Origin of the sequence: Polynucleobacter tropicus, from assembly GCF_013307225.1 — a bacterium.
GTDB classification, from domain to species: Bacteria; Pseudomonadota; Gammaproteobacteria; order Burkholderiales; family Burkholderiaceae; genus Polynucleobacter; species Polynucleobacter tropicus.
In genome coordinates this window covers 1,640,965-1,667,145 of sequence record NZ_CP028942.1, presented here as the reverse complement: position 1 = coordinate 1,667,145, position 26,181 = coordinate 1,640,965, and the positions used below count along the sequence as shown (strand labels likewise).

Annotated in this window: 19 protein-coding genes and 1 pseudogene; 14 read left to right on the top strand and 6 right to left on the bottom strand. The window is 42.8% G+C overall.

The features are described from left to right. The first annotated feature begins 36 nt into the window (after positions 1-36). The 3 genes from dnaG to DCO17_RS08550 all read left to right on the top strand — a co-directional run bounded on the left by dnaG (position 37) and on the right by DCO17_RS08550 (position 5,778). Complete coding sequence (gene dnaG / locus DCO17_RS08560; protein ID WP_173956310.1) at positions 37-2,007, top strand: DNA primase; 1,971 nt, start codon at positions 37-39, stop codon at positions 2,005-2,007. A 223-nt stretch (positions 2,008-2,230) separates the two neighbouring features. Continuing rightward, positions 2,231-4,786 carry an RNA polymerase sigma factor RpoD gene (gene rpoD / locus DCO17_RS08555; protein WP_173956309.1) on the top strand — a complete coding sequence of 852 codons (2,556 nt, stop codon included), beginning with the start codon at positions 2,231-2,233 and terminating at the stop codon, positions 4,784-4,786. Positions 4,787-5,616: 830 nt separating this feature from the next. After that, positions 5,617-5,778: a hypothetical protein gene (locus tag DCO17_RS08550; protein WP_173956308.1), complete on the top strand. Its 162-nt coding sequence runs from the start codon at positions 5,617-5,619 to the stop codon at positions 5,776-5,778. A 167-nt stretch (positions 5,779-5,945) separates the two neighbouring features. Here DCO17_RS08550 and DCO17_RS08545 read toward each other — a convergent pair whose 3' ends face one another. Genes DCO17_RS08545 through DCO17_RS08535 form a run of 3 tightly spaced genes read right to left on the bottom strand, consistent with a single transcriptional unit; the run spans position 5,946 to position 9,018 of the window. After that, complete coding sequence (locus DCO17_RS08545) at positions 5,946-6,635, bottom strand: outer membrane protein (RefSeq protein ID WP_173956307.1); 690 nt, start codon at positions 6,633-6,635, stop codon at positions 5,946-5,948. Positions 6,636-6,663: 28 nt separating this feature from the next. Next, a complete protein-coding gene (locus tag DCO17_RS08540) occupies positions 6,664-8,421 on the bottom strand; it encodes an ATP-binding response regulator (RefSeq protein WP_173956306.1) in 1,758 nt (585 codons plus the stop codon). 3 nt (positions 8,422-8,424) lie between these two features. Continuing rightward, positions 8,425-9,018, bottom strand: a complete 594-nt coding sequence (locus DCO17_RS08535) for a response regulator transcription factor (RefSeq protein ID WP_173956305.1) — start codon at positions 9,016-9,018, stop codon at positions 8,425-8,427. A gap of 284 nt (positions 9,019-9,302) precedes the next feature. On the opposite strand from DCO17_RS08535, the gene DCO17_RS08530 reads away from it, so the two are divergent. The 9 genes from DCO17_RS08530 (at position 9,303) to DCO17_RS08490 (ending at position 18,071) form a co-directional block, all read left to right on the top strand. Continuing rightward, positions 9,303-9,629 (top strand): hypothetical protein, encoded by a 327-nt coding sequence (locus DCO17_RS08530; RefSeq protein WP_173956304.1) that lies wholly within the window; start codon positions 9,303-9,305, stop codon positions 9,627-9,629. A gap of 35 nt (positions 9,630-9,664) precedes the next feature. Continuing rightward, complete coding sequence (locus tag DCO17_RS08525; protein WP_173956303.1) at positions 9,665-10,006, top strand: winged helix-turn-helix domain-containing protein; 342 nt, start codon at positions 9,665-9,667, stop codon at positions 10,004-10,006. Between the two features lie 845 nt (positions 10,007-10,851). After that, on the top strand, positions 10,852-11,637 hold the full coding sequence (locus tag DCO17_RS08520) for a hypothetical protein (protein ID WP_173956302.1): 786 nt from the start codon (positions 10,852-10,854) through the stop codon (positions 11,635-11,637). A 214-nt stretch (positions 11,638-11,851) separates the two neighbouring features. Next, the gene (locus tag DCO17_RS08515; RefSeq protein WP_217425418.1) at positions 11,852-13,312 is read left to right on the top strand and encodes a DUF4118 domain-containing protein; all 1,461 of its coding nucleotides are present in this window, start codon (positions 11,852-11,854) and stop codon (positions 13,310-13,312) included. Then, positions 13,309-13,995, top strand: a complete 687-nt coding sequence (locus DCO17_RS08510) for a response regulator (protein WP_173956300.1) — start codon at positions 13,309-13,311, stop codon at positions 13,993-13,995. Before DCO17_RS08515 ends, DCO17_RS08510 begins: the two co-directional genes overlap by 4 nt. 99 nt (positions 13,996-14,094) lie before the next feature. Then, the gene (locus DCO17_RS08505) at positions 14,095-15,996 is read left to right on the top strand and encodes a potassium transporter Kup (protein ID WP_437342823.1); all 1,902 of its coding nucleotides are present in this window, start codon (positions 14,095-14,097) and stop codon (positions 15,994-15,996) included. 90 nt (positions 15,997-16,086) lie between these two features. Then, positions 16,087-16,770 carry a DUF2461 domain-containing protein gene (locus DCO17_RS08500; RefSeq protein ID WP_173956298.1) on the top strand — a complete coding sequence of 228 codons (684 nt, stop codon included), beginning with the start codon at positions 16,087-16,089 and terminating at the stop codon, positions 16,768-16,770. A gap of 26 nt (positions 16,771-16,796) precedes the next feature. After that, positions 16,797-17,195 carry an MAPEG family protein gene (locus tag DCO17_RS08495; RefSeq protein ID WP_173956297.1) on the top strand — a complete coding sequence of 133 codons (399 nt, stop codon included), beginning with the start codon at positions 16,797-16,799 and terminating at the stop codon, positions 17,193-17,195. Between the two features lie 291 nt (positions 17,196-17,486). Continuing rightward, a complete protein-coding gene (locus DCO17_RS08490; RefSeq protein WP_173956296.1) occupies positions 17,487-18,071 on the top strand; it encodes a putative 2OG-Fe(II) oxygenase in 585 nt (194 codons plus the stop codon). A gap of 41 nt (positions 18,072-18,112) precedes the next feature. Here DCO17_RS08490 and DCO17_RS08485 read toward each other — a convergent pair whose 3' ends face one another. From DCO17_RS08485 to DCO17_RS08475, 3 genes are read right to left on the bottom strand one after another with little or no spacing between them, the layout of a single operon-like run. Beyond that, complete coding sequence (locus tag DCO17_RS08485; RefSeq protein ID WP_173956295.1) at positions 18,113-19,576, bottom strand: mechanosensitive ion channel family protein; 1,464 nt, start codon at positions 19,574-19,576, stop codon at positions 18,113-18,115. An 8-nt stretch (positions 19,577-19,584) separates the two neighbouring features. Then, complete coding sequence (locus tag DCO17_RS08480; RefSeq protein WP_173956294.1) at positions 19,585-21,534, bottom strand: HAMP domain-containing methyl-accepting chemotaxis protein; 1,950 nt, start codon at positions 21,532-21,534, stop codon at positions 19,585-19,587. Between the two features lie 39 nt (positions 21,535-21,573). Beyond that, on the bottom strand, positions 21,574-22,953 hold the full coding sequence (locus tag DCO17_RS08475) for a hypothetical protein (protein ID WP_173956293.1): 1,380 nt from the start codon (positions 22,951-22,953) through the stop codon (positions 21,574-21,576). Between the two features lie 180 nt (positions 22,954-23,133). Between DCO17_RS08475 and DCO17_RS08470 the strand changes: the two genes are divergently transcribed. Beyond that, positions 23,134-24,831, top strand: a complete 1,698-nt coding sequence (locus tag DCO17_RS08470; protein ID WP_173956292.1) for a ShlB/FhaC/HecB family hemolysin secretion/activation protein — start codon at positions 23,134-23,136, stop codon at positions 24,829-24,831. Positions 24,832-24,850: 19 nt separating this feature from the next. After that, positions 24,851-26,181: pseudogene (locus DCO17_RS08465) on the top strand (two-partner secretion domain-containing protein); the annotation flags it as partial.

Genomic DNA, 26,181 nt, shown 5'->3' with positions numbered 1-26,181 from the left:
CTAGTAAAACTCAAAAAACCGTTTCATACTGATCGTATGGCGCTCATTCCGCAATCCTTCATTGCTGACTTGTTAAATCGAGTTGATATTGTCGATGTGGTTGGGCAACATGTGAAGTTAAAAAAAGCTGGTGCAAACTTTCAAGGTTTGTGCCCTTTTCATTCGGAAAAGTCACCATCATTTTCCGTTTCACCAAATAAGCAGTTCTATCACTGCTTTGGATGTGGTGCTCATGGCTCTGCAATTAGTTTCTTGATGGAGTATTCGGGTCTTGGCTATGTAGATGCAATTGAAGAGCTTGCGCGCTCTGCTGGTCTAGATGTTCCGCGTGAAGAGCGCAGTGCAAATGATGTTGCGCGCCAACAGCAGGCAATGGCTCTGAGTGAAGTCATGAGTTCGGCTGCCGATTGGTATCGTCAACAACTCAAGGGCAGCACGCGCGCAGTTGAATATCTCAAAGGTCGCGGTCTGACTGGTGAGATCGCCAAACGCTATGCCCTTGGCTATGCGCCTGATGGGTGGCAAGGTCTCGAGTCGGTCTTTGGGCCGTACTCAAATGATGAAATTGCAAAGACCCTGGTCGAAGGCGGTCTAATTATTCAAGGTGAGCAGGCAGAGGGTGCCCCTGTAAAACGATATGACCGTTTTCGGGATCGCATCATGTTTCCGATTCGCAATCCAAAAGGACAAACGATTGGATTTGGCGGTCGCATTCTCGATCAAGGTGAGCCAAAGTATTTAAATTCTCCAGAAACGCCACTGTTCTCAAAAGGCAATACGCTCTACGGATTGTTTGAAGCAAGACAAGCGATCCGCGCTAAAGAGTATGTCTTGGTGTGCGAAGGCTACATGGATGTGGTGGCTCTTGCGCAATTAGGTTTTCCTAATGCAGTAGCAACATTAGGCACCGCATGTACGGCAAACCATGTACGCATGCTATTGCGTCAAACCGATAAAGTGGTTTTCTCATTTGATGGTGATGCAGCAGGGCAACGTGCTGCGCAACGTGCCCTTGAAGCTTGCTTACCTTTAATGTCAGACGATAAAGAAATTCGTTTCTTGTTTTTACCAACGGAGCATGATCCTGACAGTTATGTCAGAGCATATGGCGAAGCTGCATTTGAGAAAGTCATTAAAGAAGCGATGTCCTTATCGAGTTTCTTCTTTAAGGTGGCGAGCGAAGGTCACGAGTTGACTACGCCTGAGGGCAGGGCCCAAACGCACCATGCGGCTAAGCCCTTGTTGTTATCGATGCCGCCGATTGCGCTGCGCACACAAATGCTGCGTGAGTTGGCGATTCGTACCAATACCACTCCCGCAGAATTGGAATCATTCTGCGGACTCAGTGTCGTACCAGCACCAGTGCAGACATCTCCGTATCAATCTGCGCAAGTGAGATCAAATTACGGGCAGAGCAACTCTAATAATTCTGGCAATACAAATGCAATGTCTGGCGGTAATCGACAAGGTGCACCATGGCAAGCATCAAAGGGCTCTGCAAAACGGGTTGCCACCCAAGTGATTGAGCCGCCTAAAGCGCCAATGGATTTGGCGGAACAAATTTTGCGTGTGCTTATTCAGTTTCCGCATTTAGGAAAAGCATTGAATGAGACTAAGCGCGCATTAGCATTAAAAGCGGCAGAGCAGCGCTCGGCCAATGCTTTGACATTAATGACAGATTTGCTTTCTCAATGTGATCAAGTCGAACTCATTGCGGATGAAAGTGGCAAGATGACCGTTGGTGCTGGATCGTTTGCCATGTTCCAAGATCAACTCTCCCGTAGCGAACTTGCCTCTATGTATGAGGTATTAAGAAAGCGCATCATGGGTAGCGATGTTGAGCTTGAGGGTGCTTCCGCAGATTTGGAAGGGGCTTTTAGCAAGTTGGAGAAGGCGGGTTTAAAGCAAGAAATGACGGAAATTGCCCAAAAAATTGCTGGGGGTAGTGCCAGCGAGCAAGACAAGGCTCGGTATCGGGAACTGGGCGAAAAGCTGAAATTTGCCTAAAAATTTACTGAAACACCCCTAGGAATCACCCAAAAATACCCCATATTTTTAGCTATGCAGGGGTCAAAAAAGTCGTAATCGACTATAATCCTCTGTTCCCAAGAAAAAAACGAATTAATTCAGCCACTTGCGCTTAGTTTTTAGGAAATTCTGGGTAAGTGGACTACGAGGCTGTGCTTAATCAGTCGCGATCAATAACAGTAATGTGAGTAAGTGCTAACAAATGCCTAATACCAAGACAAAAAAACCCGCTAAACCAGCCCCCAAAGCTAAGGCACCTGCTAAGCCAGCGCCAAAGGCAAAGGCCGTAGTGAAAGCTAAGGCACCTGCTAAGCCAGTTGCCAAGGCAAAAGCACCCGCTAAACCAGTAACTAAGCCAGCGCCGAAATCTAAGGTTTTGGCAAAGGCGCCAGCTAAGCCAGCGTCTAAGGCAAAAGCTGCGGTAAAAGCCAAGACTCCTGCCAAGCCAGCACCAAAAGCTAAAGTTCCGGCTAAGGCAGCAACTAAGGCAGCAACTAAGGCACCAGCTAAGCCAGCACCAAAATCGAAGGTTGTTGCAAAAGCTCCTGCAAAGCCAGCGCCAAAAGCGAAAGCTCCGGTCAAGGCGCCTGCAAAAGTTGAAAAGTCAGTGAAGGCCGTAAAGGGCGCTAAGGCTGAGGCAAAAGTAGACCCAGCAAAAAAAGGCAAAGCGGCTGTAAAAGTTGAAGATGCAAAAGAATTAAAAGGCAAAAAAGCGAAAGCGGTTGAAGCGGAAGTTGTTGCACCTCAAGAAGAGAAGAAACGTGGACGTAAAGCTAAAGAAGTAGCTGCGGATGGAGCAGAGCCAGTATTGACCGACCGCCAAAAAGCGCGTGAGCGTAAGGCAAAAGAAAAAGCTCTCCTAAAAGAGTTTGCTGCGCAACAGTTAGGCACTGAAGAGCAGCAAGAGTTACGTCGTGCTCGCTTGAAGACGTTGATCAAGATGGGTATGTCCAAGGGCTACTTGACCCATGGCGAGATGAATGACGTGATGTCTGATGAGTTGTCTGATGCAGATGCATTAGAAACTTTGATCAGCTTGTTAAATGACATTGGTATTACTGTTTACGAACAAGCGCCAGATGCAGAAACATTAATTCTGTCTGACGCCACAGCAGCCGCCGCTTCTGAAGAAGAGGCTGAAGAAGAGGCTGAAGCAGCGCTCTCAACTGTGGATTCAGAGTTTGGACGCACAACTGATCCAGTACGTATGTATATGCGTGAAATGGGTACGGTAGATTTATTGACTCGCGAAGGCGAGATCGTTATTGCGAAAAAGATTGAAGCTGGTCTCAAAGACATGGTTATGGCTTTGTCCGCATGTCCTGTAACGATTGCTGAGATTCTGAGTAACGTTGACAAAATTGCTGCTGGCGAATTGGAGATTGATCAATTTGTTGATGGCTTGGTAGATCCAAATGCGGAAGACATCAAGCTTGGCCCTGATGAGCCTGAGGTTGATGCCGATGGCGAAGAGGGTGATGAAGATGGCGAAGACGAAGGCGGCGGTGGCGGCGGTGCTGCAACTGCAAATGCCAAGCAGCTCGAAGAATTAAAGCAAATCTCTTTAGAGAAGTTTGCAATTGTTCGTACGCAAGCAGAAAAAATGCGTCGTGCTTTTGATAAAGATGGTTACAACTGTCCTGCATACGTAAAGGCGCAAGAAGCGATTCGTGCTGAGTTGCTCGGCTTCCGTTTAACTGCCAAGAGTGTTGAGAAGTTATGTGACACCATGCGTGCCCAGGTTGACCAAGTTTGGAAACTTGAGCGAGGCATCGTTAGCCTCTTGGTTGATAAAGTTGGCGTGAATCGTGGCGATGTTCTGAAAGACTTCCCAAAGATGTCGATGAACTTAGGTTGGACAGACAAGTTGCTCAAAGAAGGCAAGCCATACAGCGCTCTCTTGCAACGTAACGTTCCAGCTATTCAAGAATTGCAACAGAAGTTGATCGACATTCAGAAGAATGTAGTGATTCCATTGCCTGAATTGAAAGAAGTAAACAAGCAAATGATCGCTGGCGAGAAGCGTGCCCGCGAAGCGAAGCGTGAGATGACGGTAGCTAACTTACGTTTGGTAATCTCAATCGCTAAGAAATACACCAACCGTGGTTTGCAATTCTTGGACTTGATTCAGGAAGGCAATATTGGTTTGATGAAGGCAGTAGATAAGTTCGAATACCGTCGTGGTTATAAGTTCTCTACTTATGCAACTTGGTGGATTCGTCAGGCAATTACTCGTTCGATTGCTGACCAAGCGCGTACGATCCGTATCCCTGTTCACATGATTGAGACCATCAACAAGATGAACCGTATTAGTCGTCAGATTTTGCAAGAAACTGGTCATGAGCCAGATGCGGCAACTCTAGCGCTGAAGATGGAGATTCCAGAGGACAAGATTCGTAAGATCATGAAGATTGCTAAAGAGCCAATCTCTATGGAAACACCAATTGGTGACGACGAAGATTCTCATTTGGGCGATTTCATTGAAGATGGTAATACCTTGGCCCCATCCGAAGCAGCATTGCATGACTCTATGCGCGATGTTGTGAAAGATGTCCTGGATTCATTGACACCACGTGAAGCAAAAGTATTGCGTATGCGCTTTGGTGTTGAGATGAGCACTGACCATACTCTCGAAGAAGTGGGCAAACAGTTTGATGTGACTCGTGAGCGTATTCGTCAGATCGAGGCGAAGGCATTGCGCAAGATGCGTCATCCAAGCCGTAGCGACAAACTCAAGACTTTCCTCGAGGAAGATTGATCCAAAGACTAACGGGCCTATAGCTCAGTTGGTTAGAGCAGAGGACTCATAAGAAAGAAGCCCAAGGGGTCTAGTGGTAAAGACCTCAATGTATTCAAGAGGTTAGTGGTGAAAAAGGTGGTTTAAATTCACTACACACCGACTACACACCAGGGCATTTTTCATGGTGTGTAGTGTTTAGCGGTTTTATGTGGTTTTGAAGTAAAAAACACCAGCAGTAAGGTGTGTAGTAAACGAGTTGTAAAAAGCAAGTTTTAGGGCCTATAGCTCAGTTGGTTAGAGCAGAGGACTCATAGCGAAAGTTGTGCACCAGATGATGAAAGTCGCTGCGTGAATGGTGTCAAATTCGGAGAAAGCTAAAGGTAGAAATACCCAAGCTAACGCCGAGCCAAGCTTCAGTATGAAAGTGCTGTTGAAGGTGTAGAGACTAGACGGCACCCACCTAAGTTCAGAAATGAATATGGTGAAGGCATAGTCCAGGGAGTTGTGAAAGCAACACAAACCGGAATCCTTTGGTCCCAGGTTCAAGTCCTGGTGGGCCCACCAGAAAAGCAAACCCTCATCAGAAATGGTGGGGGTTTTGTCTTTTGAGCTCCAAAAAGTTCGATTAGTTTTTCGTAAAAAAGAATTAACAATTGGAATAAAAATATGACTAATTTTTTTTGCTTATAAACGCTGAGTAATACTTTAGTTCTAGTATCTTTTGTTAGTTAATACTTTGGTTCTATAGCAGTCAAATTTCATTAATTTGTAATACATTTCAAATTAGAATTCGAGTGCTAAAAAAATTTAGCTTTAATTTTTTAATCATCTTTTTATAGGAAATTTAAGTGAGCAAGTTCACCGTAAAACTAATCGTAGCCTTGTCAATGGTTTTGATCGGGCTAGCAAGTGCCTTGGCCTTGAGTAGTGCTGATAGTAGCAAACATCTTGAATCTGCCCAAGCCTACCTAGTAGATGCTTTGGGTAATGTATCTGCAAACCAAGACTAATACTTTAGTTCTATTTAACAAGACTTATTGACTCAAGCAATGAGTTTTTTAATTAAGAGATGCTATAAAGAAATTACCGTAGCTATTCAAAATTATTTACATGATTATTTTGAATATTGATAACCACCCTTTGGGGTGGTTTTTTTTGCAGCATATTTACGCATGTTTTAGAAACGATATCCAATGCCTAGGATGAAGTCATATCCGGTTGCATCAGCCGTTGAGGTTACAGTTGATCCACTGTCGGTTAAAACCGTAACAGGTTTTGACCTATTCACTGCATAATTTCCTTCGCCAAATGCGTAGATTGACTCTGTAATAGACTGCTTGTACCCCAAGCCATAGACCGTCCCATTAACTCGATTTGATTGTTGGGGGTAATTTCCAGGGGAGTTGGCATTTATAGTCGATCCTGCATATCCCACTTTTGCATAGATAAGGCGATCTTTATCAATTGCATAGCCTGGAATGATGCTAAAGCTAAAGATGTTAGATACATCATAAGTACCAGTTTTAATAATTGAGCCATTGGTGATGAGGGTAGAGCTGGCAGATCTGGAGTGTCCTGGATACAGCGCCGCCCCTACACCAAGTAGATATTGGCTACCAATGTCGAAGTTATAACCAATCGAAATATTCGCAGCCGGTCCATTTGCATGATTTGCTGTTGCTGTATTTGGGTATGTGGTGCCTCCAGCCGTTGTGGTTGTTCCATTTGAGCTTTTTGGGATATAGCTTTCATATCCAATAAAGCCAATTTGCCCATAGGCGCCTTCCCAAGCGTTTGATTTGGTTTGAGCATTTGCATGTGCAGATAGCAAGACGGCAATAGCAGTTGTAATCAGTTTATATTTCATAATATTTTCAATTTTTTTAGTAATATATTCATTTGTTTAAAAGTAACTTGATTGCTTCCACGATCTCACTATAGCCAATGGGCTTATAAAGCACCTCAATGTTTAGCTCCTTAAACAATTGGATATGTTGGGGGGAGGTATCGGCTGTGATAATGATTGCGGGAATATCGATTCCAAAACTCTCTCGTAACTGTTGAATAACAAGATCTCCAGTTGTTGTCTCGAGTCGATAGTCACTTAAAATACAGTCAATATGATTAATGCTTGCGAGTTGATTTGTTAGCTCTTTGCTTTTTTCTGAAAGTGATAAAACTGCAAAACCATTTTGAGTCAGAGCTTGCTTATAGGCATCAAAAATGGTGTGATCATCTTCAAAAACGGCAATCGATTTAGCCTCAATCAAGGAGTCTTGTTGTTGTGTATTTTTGTATGAGGCTCCCTTTAGAAAAGGCTCGGCTCCATCCGCTAAGTTAAAAACAGGATATCTTGTTTGAAGACTAAAAGTGGTTCCAGATCCTGGCGTAGATTTGACGGAGATTTCGGTGTCTGATAATTTGCAGAGCCTTTTGACAATGGAAAGCCCTAGCCCAAGTCCATCGTGCATATTTCTAGTGCCATCGACTCTAAAGAATTCATCAAAAATTTTGTCTAAAAGATCGGAATTAATTCCGCAGCCAGTATCCTCAATCATCACCTGTAGACAATTGTTATGTGAGGTGAACCTTACTAGGGCTGATCCTGTAGCCGTATATTGAATGGCATTTGAGATAAGGTTGCCAAGAAGTTGTTGTAATAAAAGCTTATCGCCATTAATTCCTATATTCAAAAAGTCAAAATGGAGTACCAAGTTTTTACTTTTTGCAATCGGCGTATAGGTATTTGATAAAAAGCTTACCAGCTCTAGGAGCTCAAAAGGCTTTTCAAGTTGATCTGCAGATCCCGCATCTAATTTGCTCAAGTCTAGTAGTGACTTAAACATAGAGTTTAAAGTTTGTATGCTCTTTCTAATTTGAAGAAAGTTAACTCTTTCTTTAGATGGCAGCTTGTTAAGATCAAATAAATCTAAGTAAATATTGACTGCATGTAAAGGTTGCCGTAAATCATGGCTGGCAGTCGCAATAAATTTTGATTTTGCAACGTTTGCCTCTATTGCTGTATTGCGTTCATTCTCAAGCGCCTTATTTAAAGACTGATTTTGTATTTGAAGGCTAACTGTTTTAATCCATGAGTTTGAGAAATACGAAGCCATCTTAATGGCATATATAGAGAATGCAAATTCACCCAATAAAATTGGCCAAGGAAACATCAATGGTGGTATGAGTGAGGCGATAAACTGACATATAAAGATTGGCAAAGCAAAGCAAAGAAATGTGGGTCTATGGATTGAGTAGCCATATAAACCTACAAATATTGCAGTCGAGCTCATGAGCAAATAAAGACATTGCAGATTGAAGGGGAGTATTGGAGCAACGATTAGCCATCCCAGTCCCCAGCACGCAGTAACAGAAAATACACCTACGGTTAAGTTAAAAATTTTCTTTTTGGTTGACAAGTTTTGCCCCTGGTTTTTGGAAAAAACCATGTAGGCTCTAAATCCAACACAAATGGCCATGATAAGTAGCCAAATCACCAAGCGGTCTAAGGGGGCATCCTGAAACACTAAGGCGCCGGTCAGTAATGGGCCGATGATAGTTCCTGCGGTATTTGTTTTTGAGGCGGTTTCTAGAAACTGATACTTTTCTTCAAGCAATAAAGCTTCGTTGTTTTGTATAGAGAATGTATTCACGCCCTATACCCATCCATTTTCTTTGGCTTTAATTACAGCCTGAGTTCGATTGAATACTTTGATCTTTTTGAATATTTCGCCCAAATGGACTTTGACTGTTTGTTCACTGATATTAAGTGAGTAAGCAATCATCTTGTTAGAATCGCCATTAGAGATGTGACTCAGAATTTGCTTTTGTCTATCAGTCAGTTGGGTTAGCTCGCTCTCAGCAGGACTTAACCCCATTAATTCACACAAGCTATGGTAGATAAATGAAGTGTCGCTGCTTTTGGGTATAAAAATACTGCATCCAGCCTCGATACATTCAGCTTCAAGGCTCTCTTTTTCAAGGCCTGATATTGCTGCAATAGCCACTACATCTTCTAATTTCTTAAACTCCTTAATGCCATATAGCTGATCCTCAGAATCTGGAATTAAGAGGTCTAAGAGGATGATCCAATTTGATTTTTTAGAGCGAACAATTCCTAAGCCCTCTTTAATGGAATTTGCTGAGAAGACTTGACTGCCAGACGAAAAGAATTTTCGAGTTAAAAATTGGTGCAACGCATCCCGGTATACAGGATGGTCATCAACGATCAGCAGGGATGCGGAATGCATGGCTACCGGTTTTCTCTTTATTTTTGGCCATTTTTGGGATGGATCAATTATGTCATTCGTGACAATTGCAAATCTAATACTTTAGTTCTACATAAATGGCTGATTAAGCTCAATTTTAGTTAATGAGCATAAGTGAATAGTGTTTTCTTAAGGGTTTTTGCTTAGATTTTTACCTTTGAGGCTGAGGGCCATTTCTGAGGATGCTTTGGCTACCACTAAAGTTCTATATCTATAAAGGGTTGATGTTTTTAGGATGACTAAAGTCAACTTTTGGGAGCCCTATCATGAGCAGCACTTTATTTCTTGGTGGTCACCGCATTGCTAAATGGTGGGCGCTATCTCTTTTAATAGTTGGCTCGGCTGCAGTTGGTGCAACAAATGTTTACTTTGGCATTGACGAACAAGACAAGCCCAGCCCAAGCAATCCACATCGTATTCCAGATCATATGGATCCAAAATCACAGGCTTTATCACGTGAAATTCAGTCAATCAAATACGAAGTAAATGAGGGGTTGGTTGAAGTTGAGGAAACTATACATAGCATTGCATTCAGAGATAGTCATAGTCTGTCTCAACCAATTTTGGATTACACCACCGGTACATCTAATTAAGTCGGTAGTAAATTTGTACCCCTGGGGATATTTGCATGAGCTTATCATCATTTATTCCAATTTTTGAGGCTCTAGGCAATGAAACAAGACTAAGAGTCTTTGAATATATCTATCGATCAGGCAGTGCTGGTGCTAGACCAAAAGAATTAATTGATAAATTTGGCTTTGATTCTGGAACCTTGGACTTTCATTTAAAAAAACTTATAGCTGTAAGGTTAATTGCACAGAAAATCGGATGTAGAAGAGGAATATATTGCGCTGGCGAAAACATTCCACTTGAGTTAATTTTCTTATTTAACTCAGTTCTCTCTGGTGATAACTTACCAGATCTATTGCCTAGATTGTTGAGTGGCAAGGAAATGCAGCATTTTCACTAACGGAAGCATCCATCATTGAATCCGTAGCGAATAACTCAAACAGCAACGAGGTGTTTTGGTCATTGCTCCTAGAAGTGTGTAACTTCAAAACCAATGGTTGACAAATTACATTCTTAAATCAAAGCAATCTAGTCGCACGAATAGTCACACACCGATAAACAGGAGACGTAAGCTCTTGAAAACCTTATAGGTGCTTAAGAGTGTCTGCTCTCATAATTTAGTTAACCATGAGGTCTAGCAGTAAAGACCTCAATTGAATCAAGAGGTTAGTGGTGAAAAAGGTGGTTTAAATTCACTACACACCGACTACACACCAGGGCATTTTTCATGGTGTGTAGTGTTTAGCGGTTTTATGTGGTTTTGCAGTAAAAAACACCAGCAGTATGGTGTGTAGTAAAACAAGTTTTAGGGCCTATAGCTCAGTTGGTTAGAGCAGAGGACTCATAGCGAAAGTTGTGCCTTATGTGTGGAAACTGCATAAGGGATGGTGTCAAATTCGGAGAAAGCTAAAGGTAGAAATATCCAAGCTAACGCCGAGCCAAGCTTCAGTATGAAAGTGCTGTTGAAGGTGTAGAGACTAGACGGCACCCACCTAAGTCGAAAGATATGGTGAAGGCATAGTCCAGGGAGTTAGGAAACTAACACAAACCGGAATCCTTTGGTCCCAGGTTCAAGTCCTGGTGGGCCCACCATAAAAGCAAACCCTCATCAGAAATGGTGGGGGTTTTGTTTTTAGGCCTTGATTAAGGTAAGGGCCATGAGCAATTGTTTCTGATCTATATCCTAAGTTTTTGTGTGGCTGCATGTAATATTCAGTTGATAAATATTCGATATCATCTCTAAGGATGAAATTCTGCATATCAAAATCTCTTGTTCGTATTCTGCTTTTGGCTGGATTGGCGTCTTCTGGTGTGGCAAATGCCTATCTTCAGGATGAAATTCAGGTTTACGATGATGAGATTAATGCAAAAGGTGAGTACAGCCTAGAATTGCACCTGAACGCTACGCCAAGGGGCAATCAACAACAAGGCTACCCAGGTGAGGTGGTAAATAACAACAACACTAGGGTGACGCCAGAGTTGGCGTATGGACTTGGCCATGATTTAGAGGCGGGTTTTTATATTAGCTACTCCAATAACAACAACTCATTTAATTATGCGGGTGTAAAAGCTCGTTTAAAGTGGCTCCCATATCAAGAGGAAAAGGGGGATCCATTCTTTGCGGGGGTGAACTTAGAAATCTCTGATACCCCATACCCATACGAGCCATCAAGGTATAACGGCGAAGTTCGATTTATTGTAGGTAAACATATTGATGAATGGCTTGTAGCGTTCAATCCAATTTTTGACCAAGCAATTTCTCAACCGTTAGTACATCAAGGGCCGGTATTTGCTACTGCCACTAGAGTCTCCCGCAACGTTAGTCAGGATTGGGCACTGGGCGGGGAGTTGTATACCAATGTAAATCAGGTTACCCAGCCAATTATTTATCCCAATATGAACAATGTGGTTTATGCCATGGTGTATTACGATGGCAAGCCAATAGCCTTTCAGGCGGGAGTCGGTAAAGGAATTAGCCATAACGCAGACCAGACTACATTAAAGGCAATTCTTTCTATTCCATTACCTTGACTTTATTTGCCTCTGAGAATTGATGCTTTACTAATAAAATTACAGTTTTTAAACATGAGAATTTGTCGAGCCTCGCTCACAAAGCTATATAAGCCGGCGTGCAATAAAGTCGTGTTTAAAACGAAGAATGTATATACGATTGATACATCAGTGAATGTATATTGATCGCATGACAAATAGAAACTCTTCGAAAAATCCAATCTTGCTTGAGGCAATGAGCATTTTTCTTGGAATTATTGCGATAACAGCCCTGTCACATGTGGTTGATGACTATCTTGGCTTGGCAGGAGTTTCATTTTTATATCTCATTCTCGTAATCTGGGTCTCCTATAAAAGCCAATTAGTAACCTCGATTTTTGTTGCAATAGGATCATTTCTTCTAATTAACTTCTTTTATGTAGAGCCTAGATATACATTTGTTATTGGAAGTATTGAGTCCTGGAGTGCATTACTCGGTTTTCTATTGGTGTCTATTGCAATTACTTCTTTAGTGCATCAGTTACGAAGGCAGAAAGATATTGCAGAGAAGGAAACCTTTAAAGCGAATTTATTAAGAGCCATTATTGAGATCTTTTCTGTAGAGACTGATTCTACGGATGCCTTGCAGAAATTTTGCCTATTACTGAAGAGCGAGTTAGGCTGTGATGTGGCGATTTTGAAGTTAGATCCCATCACAAAAGATAGCATTGAATTAGCTAGCTCTAGGCCAGGTGAATTAAAGCTCGACTCATGGTACCTGTCTCACGCAATTGAGTATGGAACGATGTTAGGCCCACACACAGGAACTTTAGAGGCCATTGATTATTGGTGTGTTCCGTTTGGAAGGTTCTACAAAAGTCATGATCTTCCAGCCTTGGTAATTGAGCGGACGCACGAGGAAAATATTGAGGTGAGCCTAATACGGGCGATAGCCGACCAGTTGTCTGTTCATTATCAAAAGCGAATAGCAGAAATTAAGGCAAAAGACGCTGGAGAGTTGGCGCATCGCGAGTCCATGCAAAAGACGTTTTTATCATCTGTCTCGCATGATATGAGAACCCCGTTGACCACCATTATTGGTGCAAGCTCATCACTTTTGCAGCAGGGTAAACAGCTGGGAGAAGCGCAATCAATAAAGTTGTTAGAGCTAATTCATTCTGAAGCGGTATACCTCAATGATTCCACTGAAAATATACTTTCATTAGTCAAGCTTGGTATGGCTGATGGTAACCAGCTTCGCATGGATTGGCAGTCACCCGAGGAGATCGTAGGAGCGGTCATGGCAAGATACAGCAGCAGGGAAATAAAGCCCTCGTTAACGCTGGTCATTAATGCAAAGGATGAACTTATATACGGCGATCAAGCCCTAATCGTTTTAGCTTTAACGAATTTAATAGAGAACGCAGCTAAAGCGACGGTATCGTCTAAGCCAATACAGATCTTGGTAGATAGGGTAGAGGATGAAATTCGGATTGGCGTAATTGATGAGGGCACTGGATTTCCTAAAGATTTTGATAAAAATTTAGTCGGATACCAGCAGTCATATCAACGCAATAAAAAAGGATTTGGGCTCGGTTTATCAATAGTCAGGGCGGTAATGGATAAACACGAAGGGCGATTACTTTTTGAATCTGAATTTGGGGGTGAGAAGCGTACTTATGTGGGTATGGCCTTCCCTTTTAGGGCAAGCGCATGATTTCAGATTACATATTAGCGGTAGAGGATGATGAGCAAATCGCCCATTTTTTGCTCGCTAGTTTAAGTGCGGCTAAACATCTTCCTAAGTTAGCTAAATCTTTAAGGGAGGCAAATAGTTGTTTGGCTGAAAGTACGCCAAAGCTGATGATTCTTGATTTAGGGCTGCCCGATGGGGATGGAAAGGATTTAATTCGACAAATCAGAGAGAAGTACGATTTTCCAATTATTGTCCTGTCAGCAAGACAAGAAGAGCAAGAAAAGATCGTTGCCTTGAATGAAGGTGCTGATGATTATTTATCCAAACCTTTTAATGTTGAAGAGTTATTAGCAAGAATAAATGTTTGTCTCAGGCGCACTCAAAAGATGTCAATGCGCGACCAGTGCTATCAAAATAAAGATTTGCTTGTTGATCTCTCCACTGGGCTTGTAAAGCTAGCCGGCAATCAAATTCATCTAAGCCCAATTGAGCATAAGTTGCTGATGCTATTAGCAACAAGGCCAGGAAAAATATTTACTCAGCGCCAATTGCTTTCAGAGGTTTGGGGCTCTGAGTATGTGGATGACACGCACTATCTTAGAATTCATATGGGTAGATTAAGGGCTAAGATTGAAAAGGTATCAGCTGAGCCAGAGTACCTTTTAACTGAGCTTGGGATTGGCTACCGCCTAGCAGTCTCATAGTTGTTTATGCGATTGATACGTCGCACATGATCTGATGGGGCATTCAAAACAACGAGTAAGCCCATGTCTATTAGCAATCCAGAGTATTCCCAGTCAAATATTCTTCGCCCAATTGAAATTAAGGGCAATAACCATTCCAAGGGTAGCCTTCCCGCTTTAACGCTTGCGGCTATTGGCGTTGTTTTCGGGGATATTGGAACTAGCCCTTTATACGCGCTGAAAGAATGTTTCAGCCCAGAGCATGGCATCCCCTTTTCCTCGGAGTCGGTCTTTGGGGTGATATCTATGGTCTTTTGGGCTTTTTTGGTTGTTGTATCTCTAAAGTATGTTTTGTTTGTGATGAGGGCTAATAACCATGGTGAAGGTGGAATATTGGCGTTAATGGCCTTGGCACTCAGAACTGCGCCAGCAAACTCCAGAAGAGCCTTAACGATCATGATGCTAGGAGTATTTGGCGCATGTATGTTTTATGGAGATGCTGTAATTACGCCCGCCATATCGGTGCTATCAGCAGTTGAGGGTCTTGAAATTGTCTCTCCTCAATTCACGAAATATGTGATTCCAATTACTCTCACCATTCTTGTGGCCTTATTTTTAATTCAGAAAAAAGGAACTGCTTTAGTTGGTTTTCTATTTGGGCCAATTATGGTGGCATGGTTCTTGGTTCTGGGAATAATGGGAGCCTACAACATTATCGACAACCCAACTATTTTGCTTGCAGCCAATCCAATATTTGCCATCAATTTTTTACTTGAGCATTCATTGCAAGCATTCATTGTGTTGGGGGCTGTATTTTTAGTGTTAACGGGTGCAGAAGCTCTCTATGCTGACATGGGTCACTTTGGTATTAGGCCGATTCAATATGCATGGTTTTTATTAACAATGCCCTGTTTGCTGCTGAACTATTTTGGACAAGGAGCAATGCTTCTATCTAATCCGGAGGCGATATCAAACCCATTTTTCTTAATGGTTCCTGAAGCTTATACGCTTACCCTAGTGATTCTCGCAACAATGGCCACTGTCATTGCATCCCAAGCGGTTATATCTGGCGCTTATTCAATGACAAGCCAGGCTATATTGCTGGGCTTTGTTCCGAGAATGAAAATCTCTTACACATCAGAAAAAGAGGTTGGGCAAATTTATATGCCAACAATTAACTGGATGTTGTTAGCTTTGGTGATTGCTGTTGTGTTGGCCTTTAAGCAATCTAGCAATCTAGCGGCTGCCTATGGAATTGCCGTAACAACCACCATGGTAATTACTACTTTATTGGCGGCAGTAGTCATGAAGGTTGTTTGGAAATGGAATTCAGTATTAGTAGCGATTGTTATTGGCGCCTTCCTTCTAGTGGATATTGCTTTTTTTGCTGCGAATGCGCTCAAAATAGCTGAGGGTGGTTGGTTCCCCTTGCTACTTGGCGCATTGTGCTTCCTTTTATTGATTACTTGGTACAAAGGCAGAATGCTATTGAGGCAAAAGGCTATAGATGGCGGCATTCCACTGGAAGCATTCATTAAGTCTTTATTGGTAAGTGAGCCGATTCGAGTAAATGGCACCGCAGTATTTTTAACTGCGCACGTTGACTATGTTCCAGTTGCAATGCTTCATAACCTTAAACATAACCAAGTTCTCCACAAGAGAGTGATCTTTCTCAAAATGAGTATTTGGGATGTGCCTTATGTTGAGGATAAAGACAGAATTCAATTAAAAGAGATGGGCGGTGGCGTATATCTAGTTAGAGCTATGTATGGATTTAAAGAAACACCAGACATAAATCAAATTATGGAGTTGCTGGGAACTCAATACGACATTAAGTGCGAACCGATGGAGACCTCATTCTTTTTGGCTCGCGATACTGTGGTGCCTTCCGCAATACCTGGAATGGCTCTTTGGAGAGAAAAGCTTTTTGCATGGATGTATCAAAATGCTGCAAAGCCGTCAGATTTTTTTTCTATTCCAACCAATAGAGTGGTTGAGCTTGGAGCAAAGGTAGAGATTTAGGCCAATCAAAAAACACCAAAACCATTTTGGGTGGTTTTTCATTAATCGATATGATGTTATAAATAAACCCCAATCGATTAAGCACTATCTATGACAGAGTTTTCTGGCTTCAGCCCAAAATCTTTTAAGTTTTTTGAAGAGTTAACCAATAACCAAAATCGAGTTTGGTTTGCCGAGCATCGCTCTGAATATGAGCGCTATGTTCGTGAGCCAATGAGGCTTTTCACGGAGACCTTATCTGAAAAGCTTGCCAGTAGTGATGTCCCTTTATGGGGTGACCCGAAAAGATCTCTATTCAGAATTAATCGGGACGCACGTTTTTCAAAGGCAAAACACCCTTACAACATGCATGCTAGCGGCTTATTTACAAGAACCGGCGATAAGCATTCGCCCGGGGTTTTATATTTTCGGCTGGACCCCTTGGGCAGTCGTTGTGCCGCAGGATATTTACAACCAGAGAGCCATATTCTAAAAAGACTTCGGCAAGGAATTTTGGATAATCCAAAGGCCTGGCTTTCTATTGAGCGATCCCTAAAGCGAAAAGGTTTTGTACTTGATTATTCGCATACGCTAGCAAGGATCCCGCGGGGCTTTAATGACGTTCCACAAGAGGTCGAGCAGGCAATTAAATTGAAGGGCTGGATTATTAGAAAGCAGTTATCCAGAAAAATAATATGCTCAAAAGAGCTAATCAATGAGGTTACCAATTTCGCCAAAGACATGCTTCCATTGCTAAGTTTTGGTTGGCATGCTCTGAACAAGTATTCTAATTAATGCCTAGTAATTTTTTGGAGATCTAAATGCTAATAGTTACATCAATTATTGCTTCTATTCTCACCCTCATTTTTGTGAGACTCTCGTTTGCTGTGATTGGTCTTAGAAGGAAAAATAAGGTTGGCCTTGGAAGTGGTGGCCATGAAGATCTGGAGCGAGCAATTCGTGCCCAGGGCAATTTTGCTGAGTATGTTCCTTTCGGAATTATTTTGATTGCCTGTTTAGAGCTAAATGGCGCCCCTTGGTGGTTGGTCGCGCTCCCTGGCATGACTCTCATCATCGGTCGTTTGATTCACGCCAAGGGCATTAATGTGCCGCCACCAGATTTCAGTAAGCGAATTCTTGGAATGAAATTTACTTTCAATACGCTAATTACACTGGTTGTATTGAACTTGGGGTGGGTGTTCTATAAATTTTTTGGATAAGAGTAGACATCCTGGATCCCGGTCGATCTCCCTGGTTACTAAGAAATATTAAAACCACCTTCGAGTGGTTTTGTTGAGCATTGCTTTACGAGTTGTCCAATTTATATGGTCAATCGTTGGGTTAAGCTAAAACTAGCTGGTTAAGCATGGGAAGAATATAAAGCGCATAAATTCGCATTCAAGATAGCCTCACGTGCTTTCTTGTGATTTTGCTCTATTGCCACTTTTTGAATGGTTTTTCAAAATATTGCCTTAAACTGACGATATCTTCGGTTCTAAATCAACGAAAAAATGTCCGGATTAAATCCATTAAATGAAGTAGTGCCTTTCCAAACTAAATTCTATTGGGCATCATTAGGTGATCTATCTCACCTTATACCGATAGTCAGAAAGTTACGCGATTCTGATCAATCCGATGTAGTGATAAGTAATCGGGGTGGTTGGCAAAGTCCGCCATATAACAGGGGTAAAGTAGCAGAGCTCGATCCTTTATATGACATAGTCTACGACTATGTTTGCAAGGCTTATGCTGAGTTTGGCATAAATAAACAACCTAAAGATGGCGGCTACTGGGTCAATATCAACAAGAAATACGATTACAACATAAGCCACAACCATCCAACTGCCTTTTTTGCTGCTGTAGTTTATTTAAAGTCGCCGGTTAACTCTGGAACCTTTGTTATGGAGCGACCAGATCCTTTGGATGACTTTATGCGAATAGACCAAAGAAATCCAAATAATTTCTGTACTTGGAGCGTTCCAACCGATGAAAACAAGCTCATCATTTTTCCCGCTTGGATTCGTCACTATGTCGAGCAAAATCTGACGGAAGAGGAAGACGATGAGCGCATTTCAATCGCCTTCAACTTTGGCTGAAGTGGCCTATCTATTTTCTGATTTATAGGACGAAAACTTTTTTACTGCAAGCTTCTAGAGCTCACCGTGGCTGGAGGGAATAGATGGTGCATTTGGGCAGTCATCGCCATAAACCGCTCCTCATCCCAAATCATTCCTGATTTAGAGTCTTGCTCCATTAAATTTTTAGCAACCTGATTAAGTGCTTCGGGGTTGGAATTAAATAGTTCTTGCAGGCCAGCGATACTAATTTCGCAAATTAAACTAGGGGTGCGTGTTTTTACAGTGGTCGTATGCACGTTGCCAAGTAGGGTTGCAAAAGCATCAAACAAATCACCCGGCCTAAGAATGCTTGGTAATGAGGGTCTGTGAGCAACAGCTCGTCCACCACTGGTATAGAGAAGACCTTCTAGCACCAAGTACATCTCGCTTCCAACCTCTCCGGTTTGGACTACCACCTTATCAGCTTGAATATTTCTTAATCTGACATGCTGAACTAATAATGCCAAATCTTCAGCCGAAACATTTCTAAAGATTGGCGCTGCACTTATGAGTGCGCTAAGTCGAGCATTATCAGGCGCTGCAAAGCTTGCGTCAGCAATTGGGTCTTCACCAGTTTTATGACCCGCAGGTTTTAGGCCGGCCTTTGCAAGGTGCAAAATGACCGCTTGTTGAATCTTCCATGTGGCTTCAGCAATATGTTGGTACTCGGATTCAAAATTAATTAAGTACTCAACACCATCATTTTTAATTGCCTTGATACCAATTTTGGGAAGTGAGCCGTATTGACCCATCACCTCTGTTAGGGCATCGATAGTGGCTGACTGCAAAATTCTCATGGCCCTAGCTGTAGGGACGCGACCATCAATGGTGATGGATACGGAGCGGCCACTGGCTTTGGAGGCGCTAAAGTTCGTGATGGTAAAAGAGCTAAATTTGCTGTTGGGGAAAGAAATGACTTCGCCGTTTGTGTCTTCAATCTGGGTTGATCTCCAACTAATTTCAAGCAATTGACCAACAATTTTGTCATCCCCGGCCTTATGGATTTGTACAAAATCACCAATAGCAACGCTACGGTCAATATTAAGTGCGATGCCCGCAAATACGTCCTGCAATAGCTCTTTGAGCGCCATACCAAGCACCAAACCCGCAACACCAGATGCCGCCCATAAAACAGTGAGGTCTTGATCAAAAACAATGTTGGCACATGCCGCAACGGTAATGATAAAAATCAGCAGGCTGGTAATTTGAGACAGCAGCTTTGGAACTACAAAGCCAGTGGCGCTAAGAATGATGCCTTCAAATACTATAAGTCGAACAATTCGATTTAACAGCAAACCCACTGCTACGAAGGCAACAATACCCAATACATACTTTAAGAACTTCTTTGTACTGTCAACAGCGGCAATGCCAAACGCCTGATATGCATCTCCACCAAAATAAAAAACGGAGAGTACGGCAACAGAGACAATTAGCGGTAAAGCTAATTGTTGGGCCGTGCTTTTTAATTTTGGGTTAGTAGACAAAATATTTCCTAGCTTGTTTTAATGCGATCAGTTTCTTTTTTCAGAGACTGAGCAGTGCCAACCAACGATTGCATAGTTACAGAGATTTCTTCTGCTGCCGCTGCGGTAGACTGGCCAATAAGTTTGAGCTCTAACACTTTATCTTTGAGTGTTTTCATCATGGAGTTTTGTTGTTCCACTGATGTTGCGATGCTTTGAACGGTGGTGCCATTCTGGCGAGATAAATCTACGATTTCATGAATAGCGGTTTTAGCTGATCCAGCGCCGTGCACGCCTTCTTCAACAGTATCAGTCGCTTCGCTAATTAAAGATTTGATAGAGCGGGTAGCTTCGGCTACCTCTTCGGCAAGAGCAGTAATCTTGTTGGCAATCAGTCCGAATCCAGCACCTTCATTGCCGGCTCTTAGCGCCTCCAATCCGGCATTTAAGGCAAGAACGTATGTTTTTTCTGCAATATCGCCAATGAGTTCGCTAATCTGGTTAATCTGCTTATTCTTTTCAGAAATTCCATTGACTGTCTCGGAGAGGGCACTTAGTGTTTCTTCGCCATTCTCGGCTGCATCGGCAGCCTTTTGCGCGAGAGCGGCGCCCTTTTCAGTGGAGCGAACAATTTCTGAAATTGCAGATACTGTTTGTTCAATTGCAGCAGAAATTTCTACTAAATTCACTGTTTGATTGTGGGCGTGCTCAGAAACATCTTTAGAGGCAGCGCTAGTTTGGGTAGCCGATACAGTTACTTTTTCTGTAGTTTCAATGACATTATTTAAGACACCACTTAACTGATTAACTGCAGCATTTAAGTTTTGTTTGATAGCCGCAAACTCGCCTTGGAAGTTGCCTTCAATTTGGTAGGTTAGGTCACCTTTTGCAATTGTGGTTGCAAAATTGCTAATTGAGTCCAGTAATGAAACAAGAGCATCAAGGCTGCGGTTGACGTTTGCCTTTAGCGCCTTAAGTTCACCCGCATAGTCACCTGTGATACGCCCACGAATATCGCCCGACGCAAGTTTTGCCATGACATTGGCGATTTCATTCATTGGCGCTGTGAGATTTTCCATAAGCTCGTTTACGCCATTCACGAGATTGCCAAACGCTCCAGGATGTTGTCTTGCATCAGCACGGGCAGATAACGATCCTTCTTTGGCAGCATTAATTTGCTCGCGTAAATCGCGCTCAACCTTTTGTAGGGTTTTAGTAATTGCGGCCGTGGATCGAATAATTTGCCCAATTTCGTCATGTGATCCATCATCCGAAATTTCAATGTCCAGGTTACCTGCGGCCATTTTTTCAATTGCGTTATTGGCGATCTCAAGTGGCTTGGTGATCATTAAAATAATTTTGTAGGACAGATACGCACTGATTGCAATTGCCAACACAATCATTGCAATAAGGAATTTTTTGCTAAGAGAGCTTGTGACTAGATGCTCGTCATACACCTCTTTGGCTACACGGACTTGTAGCGCAGAAAGACCAGAGAGTTGAAATACGATTGGGTCAATCGCTTCAGCTAGACCTCTATCGGCAAAACGCGCAATAGCATTGCCATCTTTATCTTTGATGTTCTGGCGTAATGTTCTTAGGCTTGCCTCGGCAGCGCGCATTTTTTCTTTCACCATATCCGCTTTTGCAGCTTCTTCTGGAACAAGATAGGTTGAAAGATAGGTTTTCCACTCTCTTTCGATCAAAGCCTGACCTTCATCAAAAGATTTGAGAGCCTCGTCATATCCAATAGATCTAGCCACCAATTTACGCGTTGCACCCATGATGTAAATAGAATAGCCATCACGGACATTAAGTAGTTGGCCCAAGCACTCGACACGGTCTACATACATCGTAGTCAACGCTTTTTCACCTTCATTGGTCGTTTTCATGCCATCCCAACCGATGAGACATATGAAAAACAAAAGCGGCGACACCAATAAAATCAATTTATTTTTAATGGAGAGATTTTTAATCATGGTTGCTTTCCTGGGAGGTGACCTATTTGGATGTATTAATTAGTTAGTGCGGTGCCAGCCGCAAAATGTATTCTTGGTAATTTTGTTTAGTGGTGCTGGGGGAGGGTCGGACAGCATCGAAGGGCTAAGTAGCATCTCACAGTGCCCATTGTTAACTCTAATAGCACTAAATATTTTGGCGGCAGATTTTGGCATGATGGGAAGAGGCTCCCATGGCGCTGATTTATCTGGCTCATAAATATTTGGCGCTAAAAATATCAAATTCTTATTTTCAGAGGTTCGTACTGTAATGGCGCGGCGTTCATTTATTTGTGACGCCTCGCTGGATGTTGGATTTGTGATTTGACTTAGGTCGAAAGTTGGCAGGGCCCGTTTAAAGGGCTTTTGCTTGATGCTGGTTGCAAATGTCTTATTGTCGACATGAGCAATCACTTCTGTTGGTAGCACCAGACCAAACAACCCAAGGTTAATGCCGATTCCAGCTTTGTTTTGATCGATCTTGATTTCATTTGGGCTGATCTTTTTGAGTGGATTGGAGTCAATCTGTTTGAAAATGCCCTCATGAATAGGACCGTTCCCATCTTTTGTAAAGTCATTAATATTTAATAATCTAATTGCCCCGTGCTTGGGGTGATTGATCCAAATATTTCTTTTCTGCCCGTCTCTAATAATGTGAAATAGGGGCACAGGAATGGATTCAATTCCTAGGATGTTCTCAACCGTTATGGTAGCTGGTGAGTTTTCATCAGAATATCCAATCGACCAGAGCTCTTTCTGTTCTTGAGCATCATCTTGTTTTAGCCACTTGCTTAAAGAGGTGCCTTTTACTAAGTCATCGTTTCGAAGGGTGACGATTTGCTTGCAAGCATCAAGCTGGTTAATTTTTTTGTGATGCTCGATAAAGTCCACGCATTCAATATCAAATGCATAAAGACGCTGATTGGCTTGCAAGATGAGCGCCGATCTTGCTGGCGTTATTAGCACTTGCTCATGTTCAATCGCATTAATCGTTTTTTTATTGTTGAGACCATAGTCTTCGAGCAACGTGTCAATATCGCTGCTAATTGTGGGGATCTCATCGTGCCCAAGATACTTATTGGCATTTAATGTAACCACCGAATCCATTAATAGGCGAATGAGTCCTTTTTTGGTTTGAAGGATTAGGCAATATTTACCAGTTGACTCCTTTTCACCCAAATGCGTACTGAGATTGAATACAGGTGTCGTCCCATAGTTTCCGGACATCAAGCCTTCAAAGGGAGGCTTGCCAAATGGTATGCGTGCGATTAAACCTGCTGGCTCAATGGACACAACGGATGAAATAGGAAATTTGCGAAGGGATTTGCCAAACGAGCAAATCATCGTAGGCTCTTCCAAGTCCTTCGAGAGTGAATTTGACGGTTTGACACTTTTATTCATAACAGGGACTCAATTCTATCGTGCTTCAGAGGGGGCGCCGAGGACTTTTCTTGCTCATAAATAAAGGTGATTTATTTTTAATTTTTATCAATTTATGGAGAAATTTTCGGTAAAATCGCCCGAATTTATCAATATTTATCAGTAACTTATATATCTCGGCATTTGCTGTTCTTAAAATTAATGAAAAACCTCTCTCCTTTGATGCCGGGCCTGCTTCGCTTAGCGCTATTTCTTTCGATAACTACAGTTGGGCAGGCGGCGATCGCAGCACCCCAGATTGACTCGGGTAACGTATTCCGTGAATTAATTGATAACAATCAAACCATTCGAAATTCGGTGGAGCCCGCCAATGTATTGGAAGTTAAGGAGGTTAGGCCAAAGCGCGTAATAGTCCCTCTGGGCACCGATGAAGACTTGCCAGTTGAGGTAACGCAAATCCAGCTCGTTGGAGATATTCCTGAGGATGTGCCTGTAGACGAAATCAGCGCGATTCTCATGGCACCAAAGAAAATTAATCGCATGAGCCAGCTCAAGGAGTTGGCCCAAAAGATTGAGGATTTAGTCCACGCTAAGGGTTATCCCGTATTTCGAGTAATCGTGCCTGACCAAGAAATTTTCAACGGCCGAGTGCGAATGCTGGCTTATAACGGCAAGATCGATAAAGTAGTCAATATCAAAGGCGATCCAAAAAGAATAGATCCGGAGGTATTGCAGCGTTATTTCGAGGATCTGATTAAAACTGGCGGATTTAAGAGGCTCGATTTTGAACGAACCATGCTCTTAATTAATGATTTGCCAGGTGTAAAGGCCAAGTTGGTTTTAAATCCAGGTCGTGAGCCAGGATTGATTGACGCGGATCTGGAAGTAACCGAAGGTGCGCCGGTACGTTGGAACGTAGTGGCTGATAACTATGGCTCGAGCTCAACCGGTAAGGGTCGATTGACTGCGGTATCTAAGCTGGATGATCTGACGGGTGTTGGCGATCGATTAACGGTCCTGGGAACTGTAACCACCCAAAGCTTAGTTGCGGGAATGCTCGATTACAAAAGGCCGATTGGGGTTAGCGGCTTAGTTGGTGGCCTGAACGTTTTAGCATCCAATTATCAAACTTCAGCGAATGCTACCTCCTTAGCCAGTACTGGCCATAACCAAAGTTATGAAGCAAATCTCTCGTACCCATTAATTTTGCAATTTGGAAGAAATTTGTATGCGGATGCAAGTTATGCATCTCGTGACTTTTATACAGCGGTAGCCGGAACCCAGGCTCAAATAGAAAATATTGAAGTGGGTAAAGTGGGTTTGCGTGGTGCCCTTACTGATAATTTTTTAAATGGCGGCTCAACCTTTGGTAATTATTACTACTACAGTGGTACTGTTTTTCCTCAGCAGGGCTACAGCACAACAAATCCTGCGGCATATCAAAAAACCACTTTTGGTCTTGTAAGGGCTCAGTCCCTACCTTCTGGGTTTAATTTGTTATTAAGTTGGTCCGGTCAGCGCACCGACAACTTATTGGATAGCTCTGAGCAGTTTGCGCTTGGTGGCGTGAATGCGGTAAGAGCTTATGGACCAACTGCTGTTTTTGCCAATAAAGCCAATTTATTTACTGCAGAGTTGGGTAAGGACTTAGCATCTGCTGGGGATTATGGGGTTGTGAAATCCTCAATCTTCTATGATCAAGGCAATGACATTTCTGACCCCATTTACGGGAGTGGAATGCTCCGTGGCGCAGGCGTAAGTTTGTCTCTACAAAAGTGGGGATATTACGAATTAAAAGCCATTTATGCACATCGCATAGGTACTTTCAATGGCGGTGTCTTACTGGATGATGGTACGCAAAGCGGTAGGGTCTGGGTAAGTTTGTCTACGTTCTTCTAAATCAAGAATCAAAAATATTATGAAAAAAATTAAAGCTCCATTTTTTAAAGTTTCCGCTATTACATTCTTGATGGCGAGCTCAGGTCTGGTTATGTCTGCTCCGCCAGCATCTCAGACCGTTCCAGTTCTATCTTCTGCACCTGCTGGCGTGACCGTTACCCCTACTGTTGCTAGCGGCATCAAAACGTTGACGGTTGACACCACTGGTGCAAGTGCGTCTAAAAATATTGTTACTTGGTCAAGCTTCTCGCTAGCTTCTGACTCTATTTTTAAAGCAGTTCAGTCAAGTTCTTCCTCGATTCTTCTGAATAATGTCACTAGTGGAGCTCCATTAAGTCAAATTTATGGAAGGATTGAATCTAACGGCGGTGTTTGGTTGGTTAATCCCCAGGGTATTTATTTTGGAGCTGGATCAACTGTGTCTACTGCTGGATCAGTTTTCTCAACTTTAGGAATTTCTGACTCAAGCTTTAACAGCACAAACTACACCTTCACAAATGGTGGAAGTGCGGGATCCATTAACCTAAATGGATCTATCACAACAAACAATGGCTCTTTGGCTGTCATTGCGCCCAATGTCTCTCAAGCGGCTGGGGGCTCAATTAATGCTGCCAAAGAAGTGCATTTACTCGCAACGGATAATGCTCAATTAGCAATTGATAACTCCGGTTTAATAACAACCAACTTAAATCAGTCTGCTGTCCAAGCCATTTTAGATACTAAAGGCTCAATTACAACAACCAATGGCCATATTGAATTAACTTCGATGGGCCAGGGGCTCGCAAGTACAGCGCTAGTTACCGCTGGCGGAAACATTAGTGCTGGTGGTAGCGGTAATGTTTATATCAACGCCCCATATGGCGCTTACAAATTAAATGGAGATATTTCTGCTGGTGGCGGAAATGTCATCGTTACTGCTAAATATCTTTCTGAAGATGATTCAGAAATTGAAGCAAGACAGGCGGCTCAAGCCGCAGCCTCTCAAGGTGCAAATCCGCAGGGAAATTCCTCCGGCTCAGGAATGATTGAAGACAACTCTTCTAACCAGAAAAAAGTTGGTGATGCTAAATCTGTAAAAGTTAAAAAAGTAGAAGCTGGTAAGAGTCAGGCTGGCGGTCAAGGTGGTCAAGGTGGCCAAGGCGGTAACCAAGGTGGCCAGGGTGGTCAAGGTGGCCAAGGTGGCCAGGGCGGTAACCAAGGCGGTGGTCAAGGTGGAGCTCAAGGCGGTCAGGGCGGTAACCAAGGCGGTGGCCAAGGTGGCCAGGGCGGTAACCAAGGTGGCGGTCAGGGCGGTAACCAAGGCGGTGGTCAAGGTGGCCAGGGTGGTCAAGGTGGCCAAGGCGGTCAGGG

Coding starts and splice junctions, on each gene's coding strand:
- DCO17_RS08535 (WP_173956305.1), bottom strand. CDS start 9,018: ATGCATTCCGCATCCCTGCTGATCGTTGATGACCATCCTGTATACCGG.
- DCO17_RS08530 (WP_173956304.1), top strand. CDS start 9,303: ATGAGCAGCACTTTATTTCTTGGTGGTCACCGCATTGCTAAATGGTGG.
- DCO17_RS08475 (WP_173956293.1), bottom strand. CDS start 22,953: ATGAATAAAAGTGTCAAACCGTCAAATTCACTCTCGAAGGACTTGGAA.
- DCO17_RS08480 (WP_173956294.1), bottom strand. CDS start 21,534: ATGATTAAAAATCTCTCCATTAAAAATAAATTGATTTTATTGGTGTCG.
- DCO17_RS08500 (WP_173956298.1), top strand. CDS start 16,087: ATGACAGAGTTTTCTGGCTTCAGCCCAAAATCTTTTAAGTTTTTTGAA.
- DCO17_RS08470 (WP_173956292.1), top strand. CDS start 23,134: ATGAAAAACCTCTCTCCTTTGATGCCGGGCCTGCTTCGCTTAGCGCTA.
- rpoD (WP_173956309.1), top strand. CDS start 2,231: ATGCCTAATACCAAGACAAAAAAACCCGCTAAACCAGCCCCCAAAGCT.
- DCO17_RS08515 (WP_217425418.1), top strand. CDS start 11,852: ATGAGCATTTTTCTTGGAATTATTGCGATAACAGCCCTGTCACATGTG.
- DCO17_RS08520 (WP_173956302.1), top strand. CDS start 10,852: ATGAAATTCTGCATATCAAAATCTCTTGTTCGTATTCTGCTTTTGGCT.
- dnaG (WP_173956310.1), top strand. CDS start 37: ATGGCGCTCATTCCGCAATCCTTCATTGCTGACTTGTTAAATCGAGTT.
- DCO17_RS08510 (WP_173956300.1), top strand. CDS start 13,309: ATGATTTCAGATTACATATTAGCGGTAGAGGATGATGAGCAAATCGCC.
- DCO17_RS08545 (WP_173956307.1), bottom strand. CDS start 6,635: ATGAAATATAAACTGATTACAACTGCTATTGCCGTCTTGCTATCTGCA.
- DCO17_RS08495 (WP_173956297.1), top strand. CDS start 16,797: ATGCTAATAGTTACATCAATTATTGCTTCTATTCTCACCCTCATTTTT.
- DCO17_RS08490 (WP_173956296.1), top strand. CDS start 17,487: ATGTCCGGATTAAATCCATTAAATGAAGTAGTGCCTTTCCAAACTAAA.
- DCO17_RS08525 (WP_173956303.1), top strand. CDS start 9,665: ATGAGCTTATCATCATTTATTCCAATTTTTGAGGCTCTAGGCAATGAA.